This is a genomic window from Campylobacter sp. IFREMER_LSEM_CL292, assembly GCF_025771615.1.
Classification (GTDB): Bacteria; Campylobacterota; Campylobacteria; order Campylobacterales; family Campylobacteraceae; genus Campylobacter_D; species Campylobacter_D lari_D.
In genome coordinates, this window is record NZ_JAKMQP010000014.1 from 1 (window position 1) to 19,848 (window position 19,848).

General features: G+C 29.8%; 22 protein-coding genes. 14 read left to right on the top strand and 8 right to left on the bottom strand.

Annotated elements, in window-relative coordinates:
• Positions 1 to 101: 101 nt before the first annotated feature.
• Both L8T82_RS07185 and L8T82_RS07190 read right to left on the bottom strand, forming a co-directional pair.
• Positions 102 to 1,811, bottom strand: a complete 1,710-nt coding sequence (locus L8T82_RS07185; protein WP_263726198.1) for a flagellin A — start codon at positions 1,809 to 1,811, stop codon at positions 102 to 104.
• A 74-nt stretch (positions 1,812 to 1,885) separates the two neighbouring features.
• Positions 1,886 to 3,598 carry a motility associated factor glycosyltransferase family protein gene (locus tag L8T82_RS07190; RefSeq protein ID WP_263726199.1) on the bottom strand — a complete coding sequence of 571 codons (1,713 nt, stop codon included), beginning with the start codon at positions 3,596 to 3,598 and terminating at the stop codon, positions 1,886 to 1,888.
• 130 nt (positions 3,599 to 3,728) lie between these two features.
• On the opposite strand from L8T82_RS07190, the gene topA reads away from it, so the two are divergent.
• The 5 genes from topA to L8T82_RS07215 are packed head-to-tail and all read left to right on the top strand — an operon-like array spanning position 3,729 to position 9,256.
• Positions 3,729 to 5,813 (top strand): type I DNA topoisomerase, encoded by a 2,085-nt coding sequence (gene topA, locus L8T82_RS07195; RefSeq protein WP_412174908.1) that lies wholly within the window; start codon positions 3,729 to 3,731, stop codon positions 5,811 to 5,813.
• Positions 5,813 to 6,649, top strand: a complete 837-nt coding sequence (locus tag L8T82_RS07200; protein ID WP_039627786.1) for a biotin synthase — start codon at positions 5,813 to 5,815, stop codon at positions 6,647 to 6,649. The genes topA and L8T82_RS07200 overlap by 1 nt, the downstream gene beginning before the upstream one ends.
• Positions 6,630 to 7,808, top strand: a complete 1,179-nt coding sequence (locus L8T82_RS07205) for a cation:proton antiporter (protein ID WP_133319939.1) — start codon at positions 6,630 to 6,632, stop codon at positions 7,806 to 7,808. The genes L8T82_RS07200 and L8T82_RS07205 overlap by 20 nt, the downstream gene beginning before the upstream one ends.
• Positions 7,809 to 7,847: 39 nt before the next feature.
• The gene (locus L8T82_RS07210; RefSeq protein WP_263726200.1) at positions 7,848 to 8,606 is read left to right on the top strand and encodes a 3'(2'),5'-bisphosphate nucleotidase CysQ; all 759 of its coding nucleotides are present in this window, start codon (positions 7,848 to 7,850) and stop codon (positions 8,604 to 8,606) included.
• Complete coding sequence (locus L8T82_RS07215) at positions 8,606 to 9,256, top strand: hypothetical protein (protein ID WP_263726201.1); 651 nt, start codon at positions 8,606 to 8,608, stop codon at positions 9,254 to 9,256. Before L8T82_RS07210 ends, L8T82_RS07215 begins: the two co-directional genes overlap by 1 nt.
• Here L8T82_RS07215 and L8T82_RS07220 read toward each other — a convergent pair.
• From L8T82_RS07220 to L8T82_RS07230, 3 genes are read right to left on the bottom strand one after another with little or no spacing between them, the layout of a single operon-like run.
• Positions 9,249 to 10,025, bottom strand: coding sequence for a UDP-N-acetylmuramate dehydrogenase (locus L8T82_RS07220; protein WP_263726202.1), 777 nt, complete (start codon positions 10,023 to 10,025; stop codon positions 9,249 to 9,251). The two genes, L8T82_RS07215 and L8T82_RS07220, sit on opposite strands and share 8 nt — an antisense overlap.
• A complete protein-coding gene (gene fliQ / locus L8T82_RS07225) occupies positions 10,022 to 10,288 on the bottom strand; it encodes a flagellar biosynthesis protein FliQ (protein ID WP_012660903.1) in 267 nt (88 codons plus the stop codon). Before fliQ ends, L8T82_RS07220 begins: the two co-directional genes overlap by 4 nt.
• 26 nt (positions 10,289 to 10,314) lie before the next feature.
• Positions 10,315 to 11,178 (bottom strand): menaquinone biosynthesis family protein, encoded by an 864-nt coding sequence (locus tag L8T82_RS07230; protein WP_263726203.1) that lies wholly within the window; start codon positions 11,176 to 11,178, stop codon positions 10,315 to 10,317.
• A 110-nt stretch (positions 11,179 to 11,288) separates the two neighbouring features.
• On the opposite strand from L8T82_RS07230, the gene recA reads away from it, so the two are divergent.
• From recA to L8T82_RS07250, 4 genes are all read left to right on the top strand, one after another.
• Positions 11,289 to 12,323, top strand: coding sequence for a recombinase RecA (recA, locus tag L8T82_RS07235; protein WP_263726204.1), 1,035 nt, complete (start codon positions 11,289 to 11,291; stop codon positions 12,321 to 12,323).
• Complete coding sequence (gene eno / locus L8T82_RS07240; protein ID WP_263665096.1) at positions 12,323 to 13,567, top strand: phosphopyruvate hydratase; 1,245 nt, start codon at positions 12,323 to 12,325, stop codon at positions 13,565 to 13,567. The genes recA and eno overlap by 1 nt, the downstream gene beginning before the upstream one ends.
• 116 nt (positions 13,568 to 13,683) lie before the next feature.
• Entirely contained in the window at positions 13,684 to 13,845 is a 162-nt protein-coding gene (locus L8T82_RS07245) for a hypothetical protein (protein ID WP_243705663.1), read from the top strand.
• Positions 13,835 to 14,518: an AMIN domain-containing protein gene (locus L8T82_RS07250; RefSeq protein WP_133319946.1), complete on the top strand. Its 684-nt coding sequence runs from the start codon at positions 13,835 to 13,837 to the stop codon at positions 14,516 to 14,518. Before L8T82_RS07245 ends, L8T82_RS07250 begins: the two co-directional genes overlap by 11 nt.
• A gap of 16 nt (positions 14,519 to 14,534) precedes the next feature.
• Here the strand turns inward: L8T82_RS07250 and L8T82_RS07255 are convergent, their stop codons facing one another.
• Positions 14,535 to 14,918, bottom strand: a complete 384-nt coding sequence (locus L8T82_RS07255; RefSeq protein WP_133319947.1) for a group III truncated hemoglobin — start codon at positions 14,916 to 14,918, stop codon at positions 14,535 to 14,537.
• Positions 14,919 to 15,026: 108 nt separating this feature from the next.
• Between L8T82_RS07255 and L8T82_RS07260 the strand changes: the two genes are divergently transcribed.
• Positions 15,027 to 15,503, top strand: a complete 477-nt coding sequence (locus L8T82_RS07260; protein ID WP_133319948.1) for a cysteine permease — start codon at positions 15,027 to 15,029, stop codon at positions 15,501 to 15,503.
• Here the strand turns inward: L8T82_RS07260 and L8T82_RS07265 are convergent.
• The gene (locus tag L8T82_RS07265) at positions 15,472 to 16,782 is read right to left on the bottom strand and encodes an MFS transporter (RefSeq protein WP_263726205.1); all 1,311 of its coding nucleotides are present in this window, start codon (positions 16,780 to 16,782) and stop codon (positions 15,472 to 15,474) included. The two genes, L8T82_RS07260 and L8T82_RS07265, sit on opposite strands and share 32 nt — an antisense overlap.
• A gap of 2 nt (positions 16,783 to 16,784) precedes the next feature.
• Positions 16,785 to 16,946, bottom strand: a complete 162-nt coding sequence (locus L8T82_RS07270; protein WP_133319950.1) for a highly acidic protein — start codon at positions 16,944 to 16,946, stop codon at positions 16,785 to 16,787.
• A gap of 87 nt (positions 16,947 to 17,033) precedes the next feature.
• Here L8T82_RS07270 and moaC point away from each other — a divergent pair, with 87 nt between their 5' ends.
• The 4 genes from moaC to L8T82_RS07290 all read left to right on the top strand — a co-directional run.
• On the top strand, positions 17,034 to 17,507 hold the full coding sequence (moaC, locus tag L8T82_RS07275; protein ID WP_133319951.1) for a cyclic pyranopterin monophosphate synthase MoaC: 474 nt from the start codon (positions 17,034 to 17,036) through the stop codon (positions 17,505 to 17,507).
• A complete protein-coding gene (locus L8T82_RS07280) occupies positions 17,485 to 17,748 on the top strand; it encodes a DUF493 family protein (protein ID WP_133319952.1) in 264 nt (87 codons plus the stop codon). Before moaC ends, L8T82_RS07280 begins: the two co-directional genes overlap by 23 nt.
• 12 nt (positions 17,749 to 17,760) lie before the next feature.
• Positions 17,761 to 18,891 carry a hypothetical protein gene (locus L8T82_RS07285; protein ID WP_133319953.1) on the top strand — a complete coding sequence of 377 codons (1,131 nt, stop codon included), beginning with the start codon at positions 17,761 to 17,763 and terminating at the stop codon, positions 18,889 to 18,891.
• Positions 18,892 to 18,941: 50 nt separating this feature from the next.
• Positions 18,942 to 19,848 (top strand): cache domain-containing protein (locus L8T82_RS07290; protein WP_263726206.1); only part of this gene is annotated, 907 nt, incomplete at its 3' end.

A 19,848-nucleotide genomic window follows, 5' to 3' on the forward strand; every position in this document is an offset into this window, starting at 1 on the left:
AGAGTATTTTAAAGAGTATTTTAAAGAGTATTTTAAAGAGTATTTTAAAGAGTATTTTAAAGAAACACCTTGAAAATTCAAGGTGTTTTAGATTTCTTTAATTATTGTAATAATCTCATTACATTTTGTTGCACAGCATTAGCCTGACTCATAGCATAAGATCCGCTTTGAGCTAGGATGTTATGCTTAGCAAAGTTTGCACTTTCTGCTGCAAAATCTACATCTCTGATGTTTGATTCAGCTGATTTGATATTTACTTGGGTTACACTGATGTTATTTAGTGTAGCTGTGATTTGATTTTGCACAGAACCAATGTCAGCTCTAATTTTATCAAGATTAGTAATAGCAGTTTCAGCTATATCCATCACAGCCATAGCACCTTTGAGTGTAGTAACGCCAGCTTCTTGATCTTTAGCTGCTATAGTCATAGCACCAACACTTGTTTGAAAATTAGCAAATTGAGTTGCACCACTACCATCGGAACTAAAACCAAAAGCTATTGAAAAAGCAGTTACAGTTACAACATTTCCTTCATAAATTTGAGAATAATTATTCCCACTACCTACAGAAAATCCTGTACCAGCACTCATGCCACCTTGTGCACTCATCCAAGCTGAAACACTTGCATGAGTTATAATCATCTTACCGCCACCTTTGTAAGCATTAAAGCCCATAGCATCCGCTACATTGGTGTCAATATTTCCTTTTGATTCTCTTAAAGATACAGAAGCTTGAGAGATCATATCAGCTGTACCCATACCTATAGCAGAGAGATTTTTTCCTTCAATTTGAATATCTTTACCATCATTTTTGATTAAAGATAAACGACCATAATTTTCATAATCTTGTTTTCTAATGCCTGAACCAGGTCCGATACTACCTTCTATTTTAATGCCTCTACCATCTCTTGAGGTTAATACAAGTCTACCATTAGCATCTTTAGAAGCTTCTACTCCTGTGGTATCTTTAACAGAGTTAATTGCTGAAATTAAGGCTCCATTTTCATCACCATCTTTATACTCAACTTCACCAATTTTTACCCCATTAATAGCAAAGTCTTTATCTGTTTTACCTGCTTTAATATTACCAGCACCTGTAGTTTCAACTAAGAAATTTGCTCTAACCCCTGTGATATCAGAAACTCTATTAATCTCTTCAGCTAAAGCGCCAAGTCCTGTTCCTACTGAAGTAGAAATCACTACAGGTTGGAATTTAAAATCATCTATACCATTATAGTTTTTAATGGTAAGCTCAGCTATACCGCTACTTTTAGCTTGAGAACCTGTTTCAAATCTAGTTACACCTATTTTAGAACTTTGAGTTGAACCAATACTTGCTTTGATAGATTGATTTGACTGCGCACCCACTTGGAATTCTTGATTTACAAAGCCACCACTTAATAACTGCTTTCCGTTAAATGAAGTTTGATTTGCAATATTATCAAGTTGCTCCATCAAACGATTAATATCAGCTTGAAGCATATTTCTTGTTTTAGTAGTTTGTCCATCTTGTGCTGCTTGAGTAGCTTTTACTTTGATAGTATCTAAGATTTTAAGCTGCTCATCCATAGCCTTATCAGCTGTTTGTAAAATACCTAAAGCATCATTACCATTGCTTATAGCTTGACCTAAAGTATTAGCTTGTGATCTTAAGCTATCTGCTATAGCCATACCTGAAGCATCATCTGCTGCAGAGTTGATTCTAAGACCTGAACTTAATCTGCTTAGAGAGTTATCTAATGCTCTTGAGTTTAAATTTGCGTTGTTTTGAGCATTTAAAGATGCCACATTAGTATTTATACGAAATCCCATTTTAAATCCTTTTAAATAAATTCAACCGCTTCCATGCAGTTGTTTAAGCTATATCGAAAAAATGATAAAAAAATTTATACTTTTAAGATATTTTTATATTCATTTATAGAATTTTCTATACTTGCTAGACTTAATGCTGCAATTTCTAAAAATATTTTTAAAAAATCTACATAACTTGATAAAGCATTTTGAGGTTCTTGATATAAACTCACATTAAAAAAAGCTCTATAATAAAACAATGGTTTATACATAAAACTTTGTAAAATTTTTGCATTATCTAATAAATCATTAAAATCAAAAATAGATTCTGATACTTGCTCATCAAAAGCTGCATTTTGATTTTGTAAAATTACTAAAAGATCTTTTGCTTTTTGATGTAAAGCATTTAACTCTAAATAATCTTTTTGTAAAATTTCCAAAGATTTTTTTAATAATTTTTCTTGTCTATTAATACTTAAAGTATTTGGAAATACATAATCTTGTTTTTTATCTTTATATAACGCTAAAACCTTTTCAAAAGGCATCTCTATGGTATAATCTATAAAAGCTCCACCTTCTGTGGCATTGTAAAATTTAACATCAGGATGAGATACAAATAAAACTTCCAATCTTTTTCTAAATTCATCCCAGCCTTTATGAGTTTGAACAAAACCTTGTTTATTATAAGCTAACACTCGAAGTTTTTCTGCTTTATGCTCAACTTCTTCTACATTATGAAATGTAAAAACTTCTGGGTTAGCATGCGACTTCCCATCATCACTAAAAGCCAAATCCTGTCCTATCATGATTACATTAGTAAATCCCAAAGCTATAGCAAAATTATAAGCAAAATGAGCTACATTAATACCAATATCTAAATAACCAAAATCATCTAAATTAAATTTTTGTTGATAATCTAAATTTTCTAAAATAAAAATCTTTGGATTTTTATTTTCTAAAATTTGCATTAAAGCTTTATCTACAGCAGCGTTTATAATATAAATGGTTTCTTTTTTATTCTGTGGTAAATTTTCATAAAAACTTGCACTTTCTTCGTAAATATCCATAGAAAAAACAAAATCAGGGTAAATTTCATTCTTAAGTAAAGTTTTATAAGTAGCATCTAAAGCAAATATCACATAATCATCTTGACAAGTTTTTAAAAGCTTAAGTTGTTTATTTAAAGAAGGTCCTGCACACACCACAACAACACTTTTATTTTTTCCTTTATTTTCATAAATAAATCTTTGAAAAGGAGTATTTTTTAAGACTAAAGGTATATTAGATAAAAATTGTTTGTACATTTTATTACCCATAGTAAAACTTGTATCAACATTTCCCACCACTCTTTTTATCACATCCAAACATTTGCGATACACAAAATCAAACATAGGACTATTGTTATAAAATTCACTATAAGGTAAAAGTTTAAAAAGCCCTAAATACTCAAAACAATCTTTTTGTGAAAAAAGCAAAACAAGATACTCTTCTAATCTTTTCTCTTCTACATCACAAAGATATATTTTTCCGCTTGAAAGCTCTTGACTCAAATCCATCTTGCTTAAAACATTAGCAAAAAATTCTGCTTTATCAAAAATAAAAATATGTTTATTAATAAGTTTTTTTAAAAAAAGTCCATCTCCTATGCCGCAAAAAAATATATTAGGTTTTATTAAATCATCTTTTGAGGGCACAAAGGGTGTTTGACTTGGAAAGATGTCGATAAATTCTTCTTTTAAAGATAGAATTTTTTTTTGTAATGGTTTATTGGTAAATTCTAAAGCTTGTAAGTTTTTTTGCAAAAACATTTTATATCCTATGAAATTAAATTATAGAAAATTATATCATTAATTGCATTTTATTTAAAAATCCATCTAAGCAAAAAATTTAACTTTTTTTTATACACTTTTACTAATTTTAATCCTTACAAGGAAAATAATGAAAAATTTAATCATAGTAGAATCACCTGCTAAAGCTAAAACCATAGGTAATTTTCTAGGTAAAGACTATGAGGTAATAGCTTCTAAAGGCCACATTAGAGATTTACCTAAAACTAGCTTTGGTATAAAAATAGAAGATGAAAATTTTAAACCAGAATATAGAATTTCAAATGATCATTCAAGTTTAGTAAAAGAACTCAAAGAAAAGGCTAAAAAAGCTAAAACCATCTACCTTGCAACCGATGAGGACCGCGAGGGTGAAGCCATAGCTTATCATATAGCTAAGGCTATTAATAAAGATGAAAATTCCCTGCCACGCATAGTTTTTCATGAGATTACTAAAAGCGCTATAGAAAATGCTTTAAAAAACCCAAGATCTTTAAATGTAAATAGCGTCAATGCTCAACAAACTAGACGCTTACTTGATCGTATAGTAGGCTATAAATTAAGTCCTTTACTAAATCAAAAAATCCAAAAAGGCTTAAGTGCAGGGCGTGTGCAAAGTGCGGCTTTAAAAATCATCGTCGATAGGGAAAGAGAAATAAAAGTTTTTATTCCTTTAAAATACTTTAGTATAGATATGATTTTTGAAAAAGACTTGCAAGCTGAATTAGTCGAATTTCAAAATCAAAAGATAGAAAAACTAAGTCTAACTAACGAAGATAGAGCCAAACTCATCTTTGAAGCTTGCAAAAATGCTAACTTTAAAATAAAAGATATAGAAAGTAAAGATAGAAAAATAGCTCCACAAGCACCTTTTATGACCTCAACCCTGCAACAAAGCGCGAGCAATCGCCTAGGTTTTAATCCTAAAAAAACCATGATGATTGCCCAAAAACTTTACGAGGGTGTAAAAACCCATCAAGGTATTATGGGTGTGATCACTTATATGAGAACTGACAGCTTAAACATCGCAAAAGAAGCTTTAGAAGAAGTAAGAAAACTCATCAAAAATGATTTTGGCAAAGAATACTTACCAAGCAAAGCAAATATTTATACCACTAAAAGCAAAGGCGCTCAAGAAGCACACGAAGCCATAAGACCGACTAATCTTAGCTTTACGCCAAAACTTGCAAGTGAATTTTTAGAAAAAGATGAAGCAAGATTATATACTTTAATATATAATCGCTTTTTAGCTTCACAAATGAATCCTGCTATATCTCAAACTCAAAATGTTTATGCAAAATCAAATGAAGCAAGTTTTAAAATAAGTGGTAGAAAAATTTTATTTGATGGGCATTATAAAGTATATGGAGATATGGATAAAGATAAAATTTTACCTAATTTAAAACTAGAAGATATACTAAATATACAAAATATAGAATTAAACTCGCATTTTACCGAGCCACCTTCAAGATACTCTGAAGCTGGACTTGTTAAAAAGTTAGAAAATCTTGGCATAGGACGCCCTTCAACTTATGCTCCAACCATCTCTTTACTTAGTGCAAGAGAATATGTGCGTATAGATAAAAAGCAAATCATACCTAATGAAATAGCCTTTGTTGTAACAGAAGTTTTAGAACAAAACTTTAGTGATATAGTAGATAGTGATTTTACTTCTAAAATGGAAGATAAACTTGATATCATTGCAGAAGGCAAAATGGACTGGCAAGAAGTTTTAAGAGAGTTTTATTTTCCTTTTATGAGAAAAATTGATGAAGGTAAAAAAAACATAAAAAGTCAAAAAACTTTCACAAAGCTAGATGAAACCTGCCCTGATTGTGGTGGAGAGCTTGCTATAAGAAAAGGAAGATATGGAGAATTTATAGCTTGTTTAAATTTTCCAAAATGTAAATACTCAAGAAATTTAAAACAAGAAACACAAAATGAAGAAAAAAGCGAGAAAAAACTCAATACCATAGGCGTGAAATGCCCAAGCTGTCAAGAAGGCGAGATCGTGGAGCGTTTTTCTAAGCGTGGTAAATTTTATGGATGTAGTGCTTATCCAAAATGCAACTATATAAGCAAATACAAACCAAGTGAAGAAAAATGTAGCAAATGTGGCGAAACTTTGATTATCAAAGAGCTTAAAAAAGGCACATTTTTAGAGTGCTTAAAATGCAAAATCAAAAAGGAAATTTAATGCAAATTATGCTTTGTGCTATATCTAATATAGCAAGTGGAGGGTGCGGGGAAGATTGTAAATACTGCACTCAAAGCGCTCATGTAAAAACTAATATCAACAAATATAAAAGAAAAGATATAGATCAAATTGTTTTAGAAGCTAAAATAGCTAAGAAAAACGAGGCTTTAGGTTTTTGTTTAGTTACAGCAGGTGCTGGACTTGATGATGAAAAACTTGAGTATGTGTGCAAAGTAGCTCATGCGGTGCAAAAAGAAGTAGAAGGACTTTTACTTATAGCTTGCAATGGCATAGCAAATTTAGAACAACTCAAAGAATTAAAAAAAGCAGGAATTTTTTCTTATAATCATAATCTAGAAACTTCTAAAGAATTTTTTCCAAACATATGCTCTACGCATACTTGGGAGCAAAGATTTCAAACTAATCTTTATGCTAAAGAAGCAGGTTTAATGCTTTGCTGTGGCGGAATTTATGGTCTTGGAGAAAGTGAAGCCGATAGAAAAAGTTTTAGAACAAGTTTAAAAGAGCTTGATCCTTTTTCCTCACCTATTAATTTTTTCATACCAAATGAAAATTTAAAGCTCAAGCAAAACTTATTAAATGCTGATGAGGCGTTAAATATCATCAAAGATACTAAAAAAGACTTACCAAATGCACATATCATGGTAGCAGGTGGTAGAGAAGTAGTTCTAAAAGAAAGACAATATGAAATTTTTGACGCAGGAGCTAGTGCTATAGTAGTAGGTGATTATCTTACAACTAAAGGCGAAGAACCTAGCAAAGACATACAAAAACTAAAACAAATGGGATTTAGCTTTGCTAGCTCATGCCATTGATGCTCAAGCTGCTACGGATTTAAAAATTTTATTAGTCGTAGCAGGATGTTTGCTTACATCACCTTATATTGCTAAATTTTTAAAACTCCCACTTTCAGCTACTGAAATTATGCTTGGCTCTTTTATAGGATTTTTAGGTTTTATAGGAGAAAGTGAGAATTTTAAGCTTTTGGCTAATGCAGGATTTTACTATCTTATGTTTATAGCAGGGATGGAAATCAATCTTAAAACCTTTTTAAAAACCGAAAGAAGCTTACTTAATAAAGCTTTTATTTACATCATACTTTTATATGTTTTTAGCGTTTTAGCGGTTGAAAGTATAGATATTTCTTATATTTTTGTCATTATCATACCTGTTATGAGTGTGGGTTTGCTCTCAACGCTTTATAGAGACTTTGGGAAAAATTGCGAGTGGTTAAATGTATCCATGGTGGTAGCCACTTTAGCTGAAGTTGTGAGCATAGTTTTACTTACCATAGCTGCAGCATTTTTGGGAAAAGGTGCTGATCTTTTCTCACTTACTCAAAATTTATTATACCTAGTGGGATTTTTAGCACTTTGTATTTTTGGATTTAAATTTTTAGAAGTGCTTTTTTGGTGGTATCCACAACTTAAAACTATACTCATGCCTTGGCAAGATCAAAATGAAAAAGATATAAGATTTTGCATGGCAATTTTCATAGCCATAGTTGCAATTATGATTTATTTTAAACTTGAAGTTGCACTTGGAGCTTTTATAGCGGGTTCATTTATAGCTACTTTTTTTGATCATAAAAAAGACTTAGAGCATAAACTTTCTAGTTTTGGTTATGGCTTTTTAATCCCTATATTTTTCATTTATATAGGTTCAAGCTTTAAACTCCAAATGCTTTTAAATCCTCAAGTTTTAATCATAGCTTTTTCACTAACTATCTTTATGATAGGACTAAGAATACTTTGCGCTATGACTTTTGTAAAAATACTTGGTTTAAAAAATACCTTTTTATTTGGCTTAAGCCATTCTATGCCACTAACCTTACTTATCGCAGTAGCTACGCTTTCTTATCAAACTAATATTATCACTCAAGATATATACTCAGGATTAGTGCTTACTGCTTTACTTGAAGCAATTTTAGCTATTAGCTTAATAAAATTTATCAATAATCTTAGTAGAAAATAACTCTACTAAGTATTTATTTTCACTTGCTATAATTTTCTTATGAAAAATTTAGACACACTTTTAGAATTAGCCTTAAAAGCAGGCAAGGAAGCCTCTAAGATATTGCTTAAATATAAAGACAAAAATACCTTATGGCTTAAAGATGATGATTCCCCAGTAGGTTTAGCTGATATAAAATCTAATGAAGCCATTAGTGAAATTTTAGCTTCAAGCGATATAGCTATATGCTCTGAAGAAAATATACTTTCTTATGAAGAAAGAAAAAATTTAGAGTATTTTTGGCTAATAGATCCTCTTGATGGCACTAAATCTTATGCTAAAAAAGATAAAGAATATTGTGTTTTAATCGCATTAATCCATAAAAACACTCCTGTGCTTTCGCTTATAGGCGATGTGGAAAATAATGCATTTTATTACGCACATACCCATACTAAAGTTTATAAAAATAATGAAATTTTAAATCTTAGTCTAGAGCAATACGAAAAGGTTAAAAATATAGCCCTTTACTCTAAAAACCATGATAATAATGAAGATTTTTTTATTCAAAATCATCTTGAAGGCATTAAGGTTTCATCTGCTTTAAAGTTTGTATATTTACTTGAAGCAAAAGCTGGAATTTACCCGCGTTTTGGCGGCCCAAAAGCTTGGGATATAGCCGCAGGAGATTTTTTAGTCAAACAAAATGGTGGAATTTTATACGATTTTGACAAAAAGACCTTAAACTACAATAGTCCTGATTTTAAACTTCCAAGTTTTATAGCTTTTGCTAAGAATGAATTTAAATTAGAAGGTTTTTAGTGAGATTTTTTTTGGTGTTTTTGTGTTTTTTAAGTGCTATTTATGCTAATTCTTTTGCAAATAAAAAAATCATCAAATTACAAAATAATGATAATTTTAATATCATCAATCTTGATCAAGATATAAATTATGATAAACTCTCACACATTAGCACCTTAGCTTTAGTGCCAAGCTATGAAAAAGAATATAATTTTTATTTTTCAAATTTAAAAATCGATGCTAAAACCATGGCAAAAGACACACTAAAAGCATTAAGTGCTATTTTAAATGAGCAAAATAATTTTGCCTTACTTAATCAAAAAGAAAATCAAACTTATATCAATAGTCAAAATATCTTACAAATAAATAAAAATTTCATCAATGCAAGTGAGTTTTTAGAATTTAATCGTTTCAAAAAGGCTGATTTTATTATTTTGCTAGATTTAAAAAGCATTCAAGCAAGCCAAAAAAATTTCTTGCTTTTTTCAAATTTTGAAGTCAAAGCCGACATAGAATACAAACTTTTTAATGCTAAAACAAAAAAACTAAAAGATCATAAAATCCTTACTATCAATACTCAATTTAGCACAAATGATAAAAATAAATCTTATCAAGAATTAGTCCAAGAAATAGCTAAAATTGTTTATGAAGATATTAAAAATACTATATAATTACCACTTCTTCTTCTAAAACAATCCCAAATTCTTCAAAAACTCTTTTTTTAGCAAGCTCTATCAAAAATAAAGCATCATCAAAACTAGCATGTTTTTTATTGATTAAAAAATTTGCATGTTCATTGCTAAACATCGCATCATTTTTGCTAAAACCTTTAAGATTAACTGCTTCTATCAATCTTCCTGCATGATCGTTTTTGGGATTTTTAAAAATAGAGCCAAAACTAGCACCTTTGGGTTGATTTTTTCTTGCATTTTTTAAAAGCTCATCTTTAACTGGGTCAAATCCATATTCTAAAAAAAACTTCGCGCTAAACATCACTTCTTTAATAGGATTAAACCTATAAGCAAAAGCAATATTTTGTTTTAAAATTTCTTGATTAAAAGTGCAAATACTAATTAAATTTTTGCTAATATCCTCATCTTTTAATCCTGCATTCATTTTTAAAATACCGCCCAAAGTCCCTGGGATATTTCTTAAAAACTCAAAGCCTTTTAAGTTATTTTCTTTAGCAAAATGATACATTTTAAAAGATTTCGTACTAGAGCCTATCTCTAAAAACATACCTTTTTCATTTTGCTCTAAAATTTTAATATAATCAAAACTTTTCCCTAAAATTCCAAGTTTTTTGGGTTTTGGAGAGATTAAAAGATTATTTGCCCCACCTATTAAAAAACCATCAAATTCGCAAGGCTCTTCAAGTATTTGCACTTCAAAGCTCTCACCTATACGCACAGAAGAATACTTAGAAAAATCAATAATCATCTAATAAAGCTTGGAATTTGATTTAAAATATTAGTTGTAAAATCAATCATAGAACTTATCATCCAAGGCATTAAAAATACTATTACCACAACAACAAGTAAAATTTTTGGCACAAAAGAAAGCGTGGCTTCGTTAATTTGCGTTACAGCTTGAAAAATACTTATAATAAGCCCTGCAATAAGCCCTGCTAAAAGCATAGGTAAAGAAAGCATAAGTGTGATTTTAAAAGTTTGTACACCCAAGGCTACTAAAGTACTTTCCATATTTTCTCCTTAAAATTCAAATTCTATCAAGAATTTCTAAATTCTTCATACTCACTAGGTATAAGATAATCTTTGCTTTTTATTAATTTCTCATAAAATCCATGATTAAATCCAAGCTCAAAAAGCTTATCTATGGCATTGTATTGTTTATCATTCATATTTATAGAGTTTTTATTTGCGTATAAATTTAAATACACATTAAGTTTTTGCGCATCAACGCGTATTAAATTACGCTCTAAAAGCATAGAGGCTAAGATTTTTCTATTATGATCGGCTACTTCTACTGCTTTAATCAAATCTTTTTCAACCACTATTGCATCATTAAGTGGTAAAGATCTTCTAAGCGCCATACCGCCCAAAGGCAAAGGTAAATCATCTTTGGCTAATTCTTGCCAAATATCCCAAAGTTCAGCCTCGACACATAAACTAGAATCAAACTCTAAAATACTCTCATGTATAAGCACTCCCGCATCAACCTCATCTTCTAAAACAGCCTTTTCAATTTCTAAAAAATTCTTATAAACTATCCTAGCTTGTGGGTATTTTATACGAAAAATTAAAGCATTAGTAGTGTGCGCTCCACTCAAAGCAACTTTAAAATTTGGCTTTAATTTTTTATCTTTTTTCTTAATAAGCTTTGGCCCATAACCCTCGCCAAAACTTACAGCAGTTTTTAACAAAGCATATTCACTAGCTATCAAAGGATAAAGTGCAAAAGATATCGCACTAACATCGTATATATTTTGCAATGCAAGCTCGTTTAAAGTTTGTATATCTAAAGCTGTATTTTCATACTCATAAGCATTCCCAACCCAACCAAATTTAATCGCCATATACATAAAAATATCATCAGCATCAGGAGAGTGCGCTACGCTAATTTTTTTATTCATTTTTTTCCTTGAAAAATTTAAAAAAGTATTTTAGCAAAATTCAAAATAAAAACTTATATTAAATTTCTTTTTGATACAATTTTAAACATATTATAAAAGGATTAACAAGCATGGATGATAATAAAAGAAAATCACTTGATGCAGCCTTAAAAAGTCTTGATAAAACCTTTGGAAAAGGCACTATTTTAAGACTTGGCGATAAAGAAGTTGAAAAAATTGATTCTATTCCTACAGGTTCTGTTGGACTTGATTTAGCTTTAGGAATTGGTGGGGTTCCAAAGGGAAGAATTATAGAAATTTATGGACCTGAAAGTTCAGGTAAAACTACACTTACCTTACACATCATAGCAGAATGTCAAAAAAAAGGTGGAGTTTGTGCGTTTATTGATGCTGAACACGCTCTTGATGTAAGATATGCAAAAAATTTAGGTGTTGATACAGAAAATCTTTACATCTCTCAACCAGATTTTGGAGAACAAGCCTTAGAAATTGTTGAAACTATAGCAAGAAGTGGAGCCATTGATCTAATAGTGATAGATAGTGTTGCTGCACTTACTCCAAAAGCAGAAATTGAAGGTGATATGGGAGATCAACATGTAGGTCTTCAAGCAAGATTAATGAGCCAAGCTTTAAGAAAATTAACCGGTATTGTTCATAAAATGAACACTACTGTAATTTTCATCAATCAAATTCGTATGAAAATAGGCATGATGGGCTATGGTACTCCTGAAACAACTACCGGCGGAAATGCTTTAAAATTTTATGCTTCAGTGCGTTTAGATGTAAGAAAAACAGCCACCTTAAAACAAAATGATGAGCCTATTGGAAACCGCGTTAAAGTAAAAGTGGCTAAAAACAAAGTAGCCCCTCCTTTTAAACAAGCTGAATTTGATGTGATGTTTGGCGAGGGTGTAAGCCGTGAAGGTGAGCTAATAGACTATGGTGTAAAACTTGATATTATTGATAAAAGTGGTGCATGGTTTTCTTACAAGGCTTCTAAACTTGGTCAAGGTAGAGAAAATGCTAAAGCCTTTTTAAAAGAAAATCCAGCTATTGCAGATGAAATTACTCAAGCTATACAAAACTCAATCGGTATAGATAGTATGATTTTGGGCGCAAAAGAAGACGATGAAGGAGAAGAATAATGTTGATTATTGAAGATTTAAGAGCTTTTGAAGTTTTAGATAGTAGAGGTAATCCTACCATTAAAGCTGAAATCATGCTAAGCGATGGCAGTGTGGGCAGTGCTATCGTTCCAAGTGGTGCAAGCACAGGAAAAAAAGAAGCTTTAGAATTAAGAGACAATGATGAGAGATTTGGCGGAAAAGGTGTTTTAAAAGCGATTGAAAATATCAATGGCACCATAGCTGAAAATATTATAGGGCTTGATGCTTTTAATCAAACCCAACTAGATAATACTCTTTTAGAGCTTGATGGCACAAAAAACTACTCTAATCTAGGAGCAAATGCAACTTTAGGAATTTCTATGGCAACAGCGCGCGCTGCTGCTAATGCACTAGGCGTACCTTTATATCGTTACTTAGGTGGAGCAAATGCAAGTGTATTACCTGTGCCAATGTGCAATATCATCAATGGCGGTGCGCACGCAAACAATAGTGTAGATTTTCAAGAATTTATGATTATGCCTTTTGGTTTTTCAAGCTTTAAAGAAGGATTGAGATCAGTTTGTGAAATTTATGCAGTATTAAAAAAAGAATTAGCTAATCTAGGTCACTCTACTGCTTTAGGCGATGAGGGTGGTTTTGCACCAAATTTAGCAAACAACACTGAACCACTTGATCTTTTAATGACTTGTATTAAAAAAGCAGGCTATGAAAATAAAATCAAACTAGCACTAGATGTAGCAAGTAGTGAGCTTTATAAAGATGGTAAATACCATTTAGAAGGTAAAGTTTTCTCAAGTGAAGACTTGATTACTCGCTATGAAGAATTATGTGCTAAATATCCTATTTTTAGCATTGAAGATGGTTTGGCTGAAGATGATTATGAAGGTTGGATTAAACTCACTCAAAAGCTTGGCAATAAAATTCAACTTGTGGGTGATGATTTGTTTGTAACTAATGAAGATATTTTAAGAGAAGGTATCATGAAAAATATGGCAAATGCTGTATTGATTAAACCTAATCAAATCGGAACAATCACTCAAACTATGAGAACAGTAAGACTAGCTCATAGAAATAATTACAGATGTATTATGAGTCATAGAAGCGGGGAAAGCGAAGATGCTTTTATAGCTGATTTTGCAGTAGCGCTTAATACAGGACAAATCAAAACAGGAGCTCTAGCAAGAGGTGAAAGAACAGCTAAATATAATCGTTTGTTAGAAATCGAACTTGATAATGATGAGTACTTAGGAGATAAACTCTGAGCGATTTATTAAAAGAGTATGATGAGCATTCTAAAAAGAAAGAGGCTCGTCATCATCTAATAAAAACTATTGCATTATCATTTGTAGCTATTATTGTTGCTATGTATTTTGGTAATATGTTTTTTGGCAAATCCTCTTTAGATGTTTTATTATCGCTTAAAGAGGAGCAAAAAATTTTAGAGAAAAACATAATAACCTTAAAAGCTAAAAATGCCCAAGCTCAAAAAGAATACTTACAGCTTTTAAGACTTAAAGGAGAAAATTCGCATGAGAATTAAATTTTTTTTACTATTTTTATTATCCTGTGTATTTTTAAATGCAAAAGATAATCCTTTTGACAATAACTCAGAACAACAAAACACCGAATTTGTAAAACTTAGTCCTTTTCAAAGACAGGATTTTACTTTTAATTCTGATGCAAGAATTTTAAAAAATATTACCATTACCTACATTAACCTTGATGGCTCTGAAGAGCAAACTACTCTAGATATATACAAAAGTATCAATTGGCATGATACTTACTCATTTATAAAAGCCAAAAGTCCAAATGCCACACCTATACTTGATGTTTCTGTTACTGTGCCACAAGAACAAGGGGTAAAAAACACTAAAACAGAAGAAAACAATACCACTTTAAATATTGAAACACCAATTTTTAGTGGAAATATTTATAATTTTATTTCTATTAGCTTTTATAACAATAAGATTAATATCAAAACCGAAGATAGAATGCTAAGACATTTATCTATAGGAGATCCAACTAAAATCATTATAGATTTTGCTAAAAAGCAAAATTTCAATACAAAAACTTTACAAGTTAATACTGCTCATGTTAGAAAAGTTGTATTTGGATCACATAAAGGATATTATCGTTTGGTAATTTATCTTGATGGAAAATATAGTTATAAATACTCTCAAGGTGAAAATTTACATACCTTTAACTATCGCTAAGAGTTTTTAAAAACTCTTAAGCAAATCTGTGATCATAAATAATCATTTGAAATCTTTGAGCTATCATTTTAGCTCTTTCTATAATAATACTTCTTGGTTCATCTTCAAAAACTTCTTGCAAACTCTCATCAAACAGATTAAGCCAAACATCAAAAAATTCTCTTGGAAACGAAGGTAGTTCATGATGAGCTCTCAAAGGAGAACCGCTATAACTTGGATCACCTAAAAACATCCCTGCCCAAAAACTTGCTATTTTTTCTTTGTGTTTTTTCCAACTCTCATCATCTATACCAATTTTTTCATTAAAAATAGGCCCTAAATCCTTGTCTATTCTAACTTTTGCATAAAAAACATCCATAAGTTTTTTTATACCATCATGATTAATAGTATCAAATTTCATGTTTTTCCTTCAAAATAATTTTGGATAATTGTATTGAATTTATGAAGCAAAAATATAAACAAAAGTCAATTTTTAGTATAATCATAAAAACAAATTTAAAGAAAAAATATGACTTATACTATTTTACCACCCAATCAATTCTTGGATAATTATATTTTAAATATACAATTACACCAATTAGCAAATATTTCTAAAAATGCTTATAAATTTTGGAAAAATGTTCAGGCAGCACGCTATCAAGGCACAAGAGTGGTATTTTTACATAAAAAAAGTATTTTACAAAAACACCAACATCTTATACAAAAATGTGAAAATCTAAGTGGCTTTGTATTGGCAAGTGCCTTTTGCTCATTTACTACTTTAGCTCCATCACATTTGGTAGAAAAAAATAATTCTCAAATTTATAAAATCTTAGATATAAAAGAAGTTTGTGGGGTTAAATTTGTAAATTTAAAGGCATTTTACGATTTTTTAAATTTAGATTATAATTATAATATTTATATCGAAAAATGCCATTTTTTCAGTCCTACTCCTTTGGAAAAACGCATTAAAATCACTGAGAGTATGTGCGTTGGGTATTACTAAGATATTTAAATATCAAAGCACAAACAAGCGAAATTATAGCCATAGCAAACATATAAAATCCTAAAGAAAAACGAGCAATATTTTCTAAATTTCCCAAAGCAATAGTGTGTAAAAATAAAGCAAGTTGCGGAGTAAACCCACCAGCTATTGCATAAGCTATATTATAAGAAAAACTAAGCCCTGAAAATTTAATCTTAGCATCAAATACCTCACTCATCATTAAAGGACAAAAATTCATCACTCCAGCAAAAAAACAAGCACTCAAATAATACACACTCACTAAATTAAAATCAGGTGTTTTAGTATAAAGAGCATTAAAATAAAACAAGCAAGTTAAGAAAAATCCTAATGAAAAAATCATACAAGCTTTTACTATACCTATTTTATCAGCCAAAATTCCACTTAATATACAACCAATTACAAGCAAAACTATACCAAACATTTGTATGTAAGTTTGAACGCTTGCATCAATATTTAACATTTTTGCCATAAAAGAAGGTATAGTTAAAATCATCACAACAATACAAGCCGTCAAAACCCAAGTTATCAACATAGAAAGTACAACGCCCAGCTTAGCTTTTCTAAATACTTCTTTTAAAGGGAATTTTTCTAAAGCCTTATCTTTTTTCATTTGTTCAAAAACAGGTGTTTCTTGTAAAAATTTACGCAAATAAGCAGAAATAATCCCAAAAATTCCTCCTAAGAAAAATGGAATTCTCCAGGCCCATTCATAAAGTTCTTCTTGTGTAAAAAACTTATTCATCATTAAAAATACAAAACTTCCAAGCAAAATTCCACCTACTACAGAAGCTGTTAAAAATCCAAGATAAGTGCGTTTTTGTCCATTTGGAGCATGCTCAAAAACAAAAACCCAAGCACCAGGTAATTCCCCACCTATAGCTATACCTTGACAAATCCTTACAAATATTAAAAATACTATACATAAATATCCTATGCTTTCATAAGTAGGTATAAAAGCAAGCATAAAAGTTGGCACAACCATCAGTAAAATACTAAGCATAAACATTTTTTTACGACCAAATTTATCGCCAAAATGTGCCATGATTATACCACCAAGTGGTCTAGCTAAATATCCTGCGGCAAAAATTCCATAAGTATTAAACATTTTCCAAAATGGACTTAAATCTTCAGGAAAAAAATTTTTAGAAATATAACTTGCAAAAAATACAAAAATGATAAAATCGTAAAATTCTAAAGTCCCTCCCAAAGAAGAAAGACTCAAAACTTTTATGTCTTTTTTAGTAAGATTTTCACCCACGATTAATCCATCTCATAAGTATCATCATCACTATAATCATCATCGTATTCGTAATCATCATCATCATAATTATACGATCTTTGATTATTTGCATAAGTATCATCATCTGCTTCATCATACATTTCATCATCATAATTTTCAAATTCTTCATCATCATAAGCCATTGCAAATCCTTTAAAATTTTTTAGTAGTATTTTAATATAAAAATATACATTTTGGTATAATTTTTCAAACTTTACTTAAGGAAAAATATGAATTTAACGCATTTAGATGAAAAAAATCACCCCAAAATGGTAGATGTAAGTCAAAAAGATATTACCCAAAGAGAAGCTTGTGCAAGCGGTAAAATATACATGAGTAAAGAAGCATTTGAAGCTATCATTGAAAACAAAGCTAAAAAAGGGCCTGTTTTGCAAACTGCCATCACAGCAGCCATAATGGGAGCTAAACAAACTTCAAATCTTATCCCAATGTGTCATCCTTTAATGATCTCAAAAGTACAAACCCATATAGAAGAAAACAAAGAAGAATGTTCTTTTCAACTCTTTGTAACCGTAAAATGTGAAGGAAAAACAGGAGTTGAAATGGAAAGCTTAACAGCTGTTAGCATTGGGCTTTTAACTATTTATGATATGGTTAAAGCTATTGATAAAAGTATGCAAATTACTGATATAGTTTTAGAAAGCAAAGAAGGAGGAAAAAGTGGTAAATATCTGCGATCTTAAAAAAGAACCTATTATAAACTACCCTACTTTTTGGGATTATAAAGTCGTTTTTGAAGCTGAAGTTGATGCTTTAGAAATTTTCACTCAAATACTCAATGAAAGAGAATTTAAATATAAAATCTCAAATACTAGCAAACAAGGAACATATAAAAGTTATCTTTTAAGTGTTTATGTCGATAGTAAAGATGATCGTTTAAATATTTTTAATCAATTAAAAAGTAAAGCGAAATTTGTATTATAAAAAAGGAAAAATATGAAAAATTTAGCCATAATTTTTGAAAATTCTCTCTTAGCTTGTGAAAAAAATGAAATTCCAAACTTAATTAGTGAGCTTGTTTTTAATCTAAGTTATAAAAAAATTAGTTTTGAAAATACTAGCAATGAAGAGCTTTTTGCTATCTTTTCTAAAGTATTAGAAAAACTTGGACTTATAAATGAAGAAAATATTTCCAAAATAATCCAAGGTATTATTAAAGCTAGAGTTGAAGAAGATAAAAAAGCATTTTTTGTTTATATTAACGAATATGGCAAATTAAAAGTAAAAATAGAAGAACAAAAAAACACCATTAAACATAAAATTTGCGATAACTTTTTTGATTTAGAAAAGACTTTAAAAGATTTAAATTTAAATGAATTTAATATAAGTATCAATGATGCAATGCTTTATGATATAGAAATACTAGGCCTTTTAAAAGAAACTGCCGAGAGTGCTTTTATCACAACTTTAGAAAAAGGTGAAAACATAGAACTTACATCTTGTGAAATCGCTAAAAACCTTGTATTTAATGCAATTTGTGAAGGAAGCTTTGAAAAAGAAAGAATTTTAAAAATATCCCAAGTAGTTTTAAATGCTGCTTTTGAACTTGCTAACGAATCAAAGGCTTTTGCTTATGATTTATGTATAGGAAGTATTTATGGGACACAAGAAGGAATTTCTTTGGCGATTGAAAAATTTAAATCAAGCTTTGCATATAGTGCTTTAGAACATGATTTAAAAAATAAAGAAAAAGAACTTATAGACATAGAGCAAGAATTTATCCAAATGCTTAAAAAAATATCATTAGAATTTAATAATCCCGTAAAAGATATACTTAAAGATTTATTAGAAAATAAATTTGACACTTTATTTGCCAAATTTAAACGCTTAATACAAGAAAACAGAGAACAAATTCTTATCAAAATTAATGAAATTAAACAAAATCCAAAAATTGATGATTTTAGCAAGCTAGCACAAAGCAAACTCAATATCTTAGCTAAAGAGTTAAATGAACTCGAAAAACTCGCAAGCCATAAATATAAAAATTTAGATAAAAACAATGCAAAAGAATTGGGAGTGAGATTGTGGGAAAAAGCAAAAAAATTAATTAAAAAAAATATTAATTGATAATTAATTTTTAAAAATTAAAATTACAAAAATAAAATACGGAGGAAATTATGTTTAACACTTTGAAAGTTAAATTGTCTTTAATGGCAAATTTTTTCACTGCACTAAGTTTGATTATTTTAGGTGTGTTAAGTTTTTACTTTACCAAAACATACCTTTATGATAATGAGCTAAAAAGGCAAAATGATATTTTACAAGTTGCTCGAACTTCTTTAGAAACATTTCGAAAGCACAATAGTGATTTAATTTTAAATTTGGAAAAAACAATTTTGGAATTTCCATATGAAAAATTAAATTCCGAACAAGCTTTGATAGATAATGTTGGCTCTATTTTAAAATCATATAGAAAAGCTTCTGGAGTTTTATCTGCTTTTATAAGTTTAGATAATGGAGAAAATCTTGTAAGTAATGATACTAGTGATAAAAATAATAAAAATATCGAAATTTATGGACAAAATATCAACTATGATGCTAGAACTAGACCATGGTATATTGGAGCCAAAGAAAATAAAGATATTTTCATCACTTCTCCTTATATTGATAAAGCAACAAATCAATATGTAATAACATATACTAAATCTATATATAAAAATGGTAATTTTGTAGGAATTATTGGGGTTGATATTCCAGTAAAAGAGCTTCAAGAAAATTTTGAAAATATACCTGGTAATAGCTTTTTATTTGATGAAAATGGAAAGATATTTGTTGCTAAAAACAAGCAGTTATTAGATCCATCAGTAGATCATGGACCGGTATTAAATGCACACAAACAAAATGGTGATTATTCTTTCTTTGAATATGGATTAAAAGGAAAAGAAAGACTAGGTATATGTGCTAAAATATCTTCTTACCTTGTTTGTAGCACCGAAAGTGCTGATGTTATAAATGAGCCTATTTTCAAAACAGCAACAATACAAACAATTGTTGTAAGTATCATGGTTGCCTTAAGTGTTATCA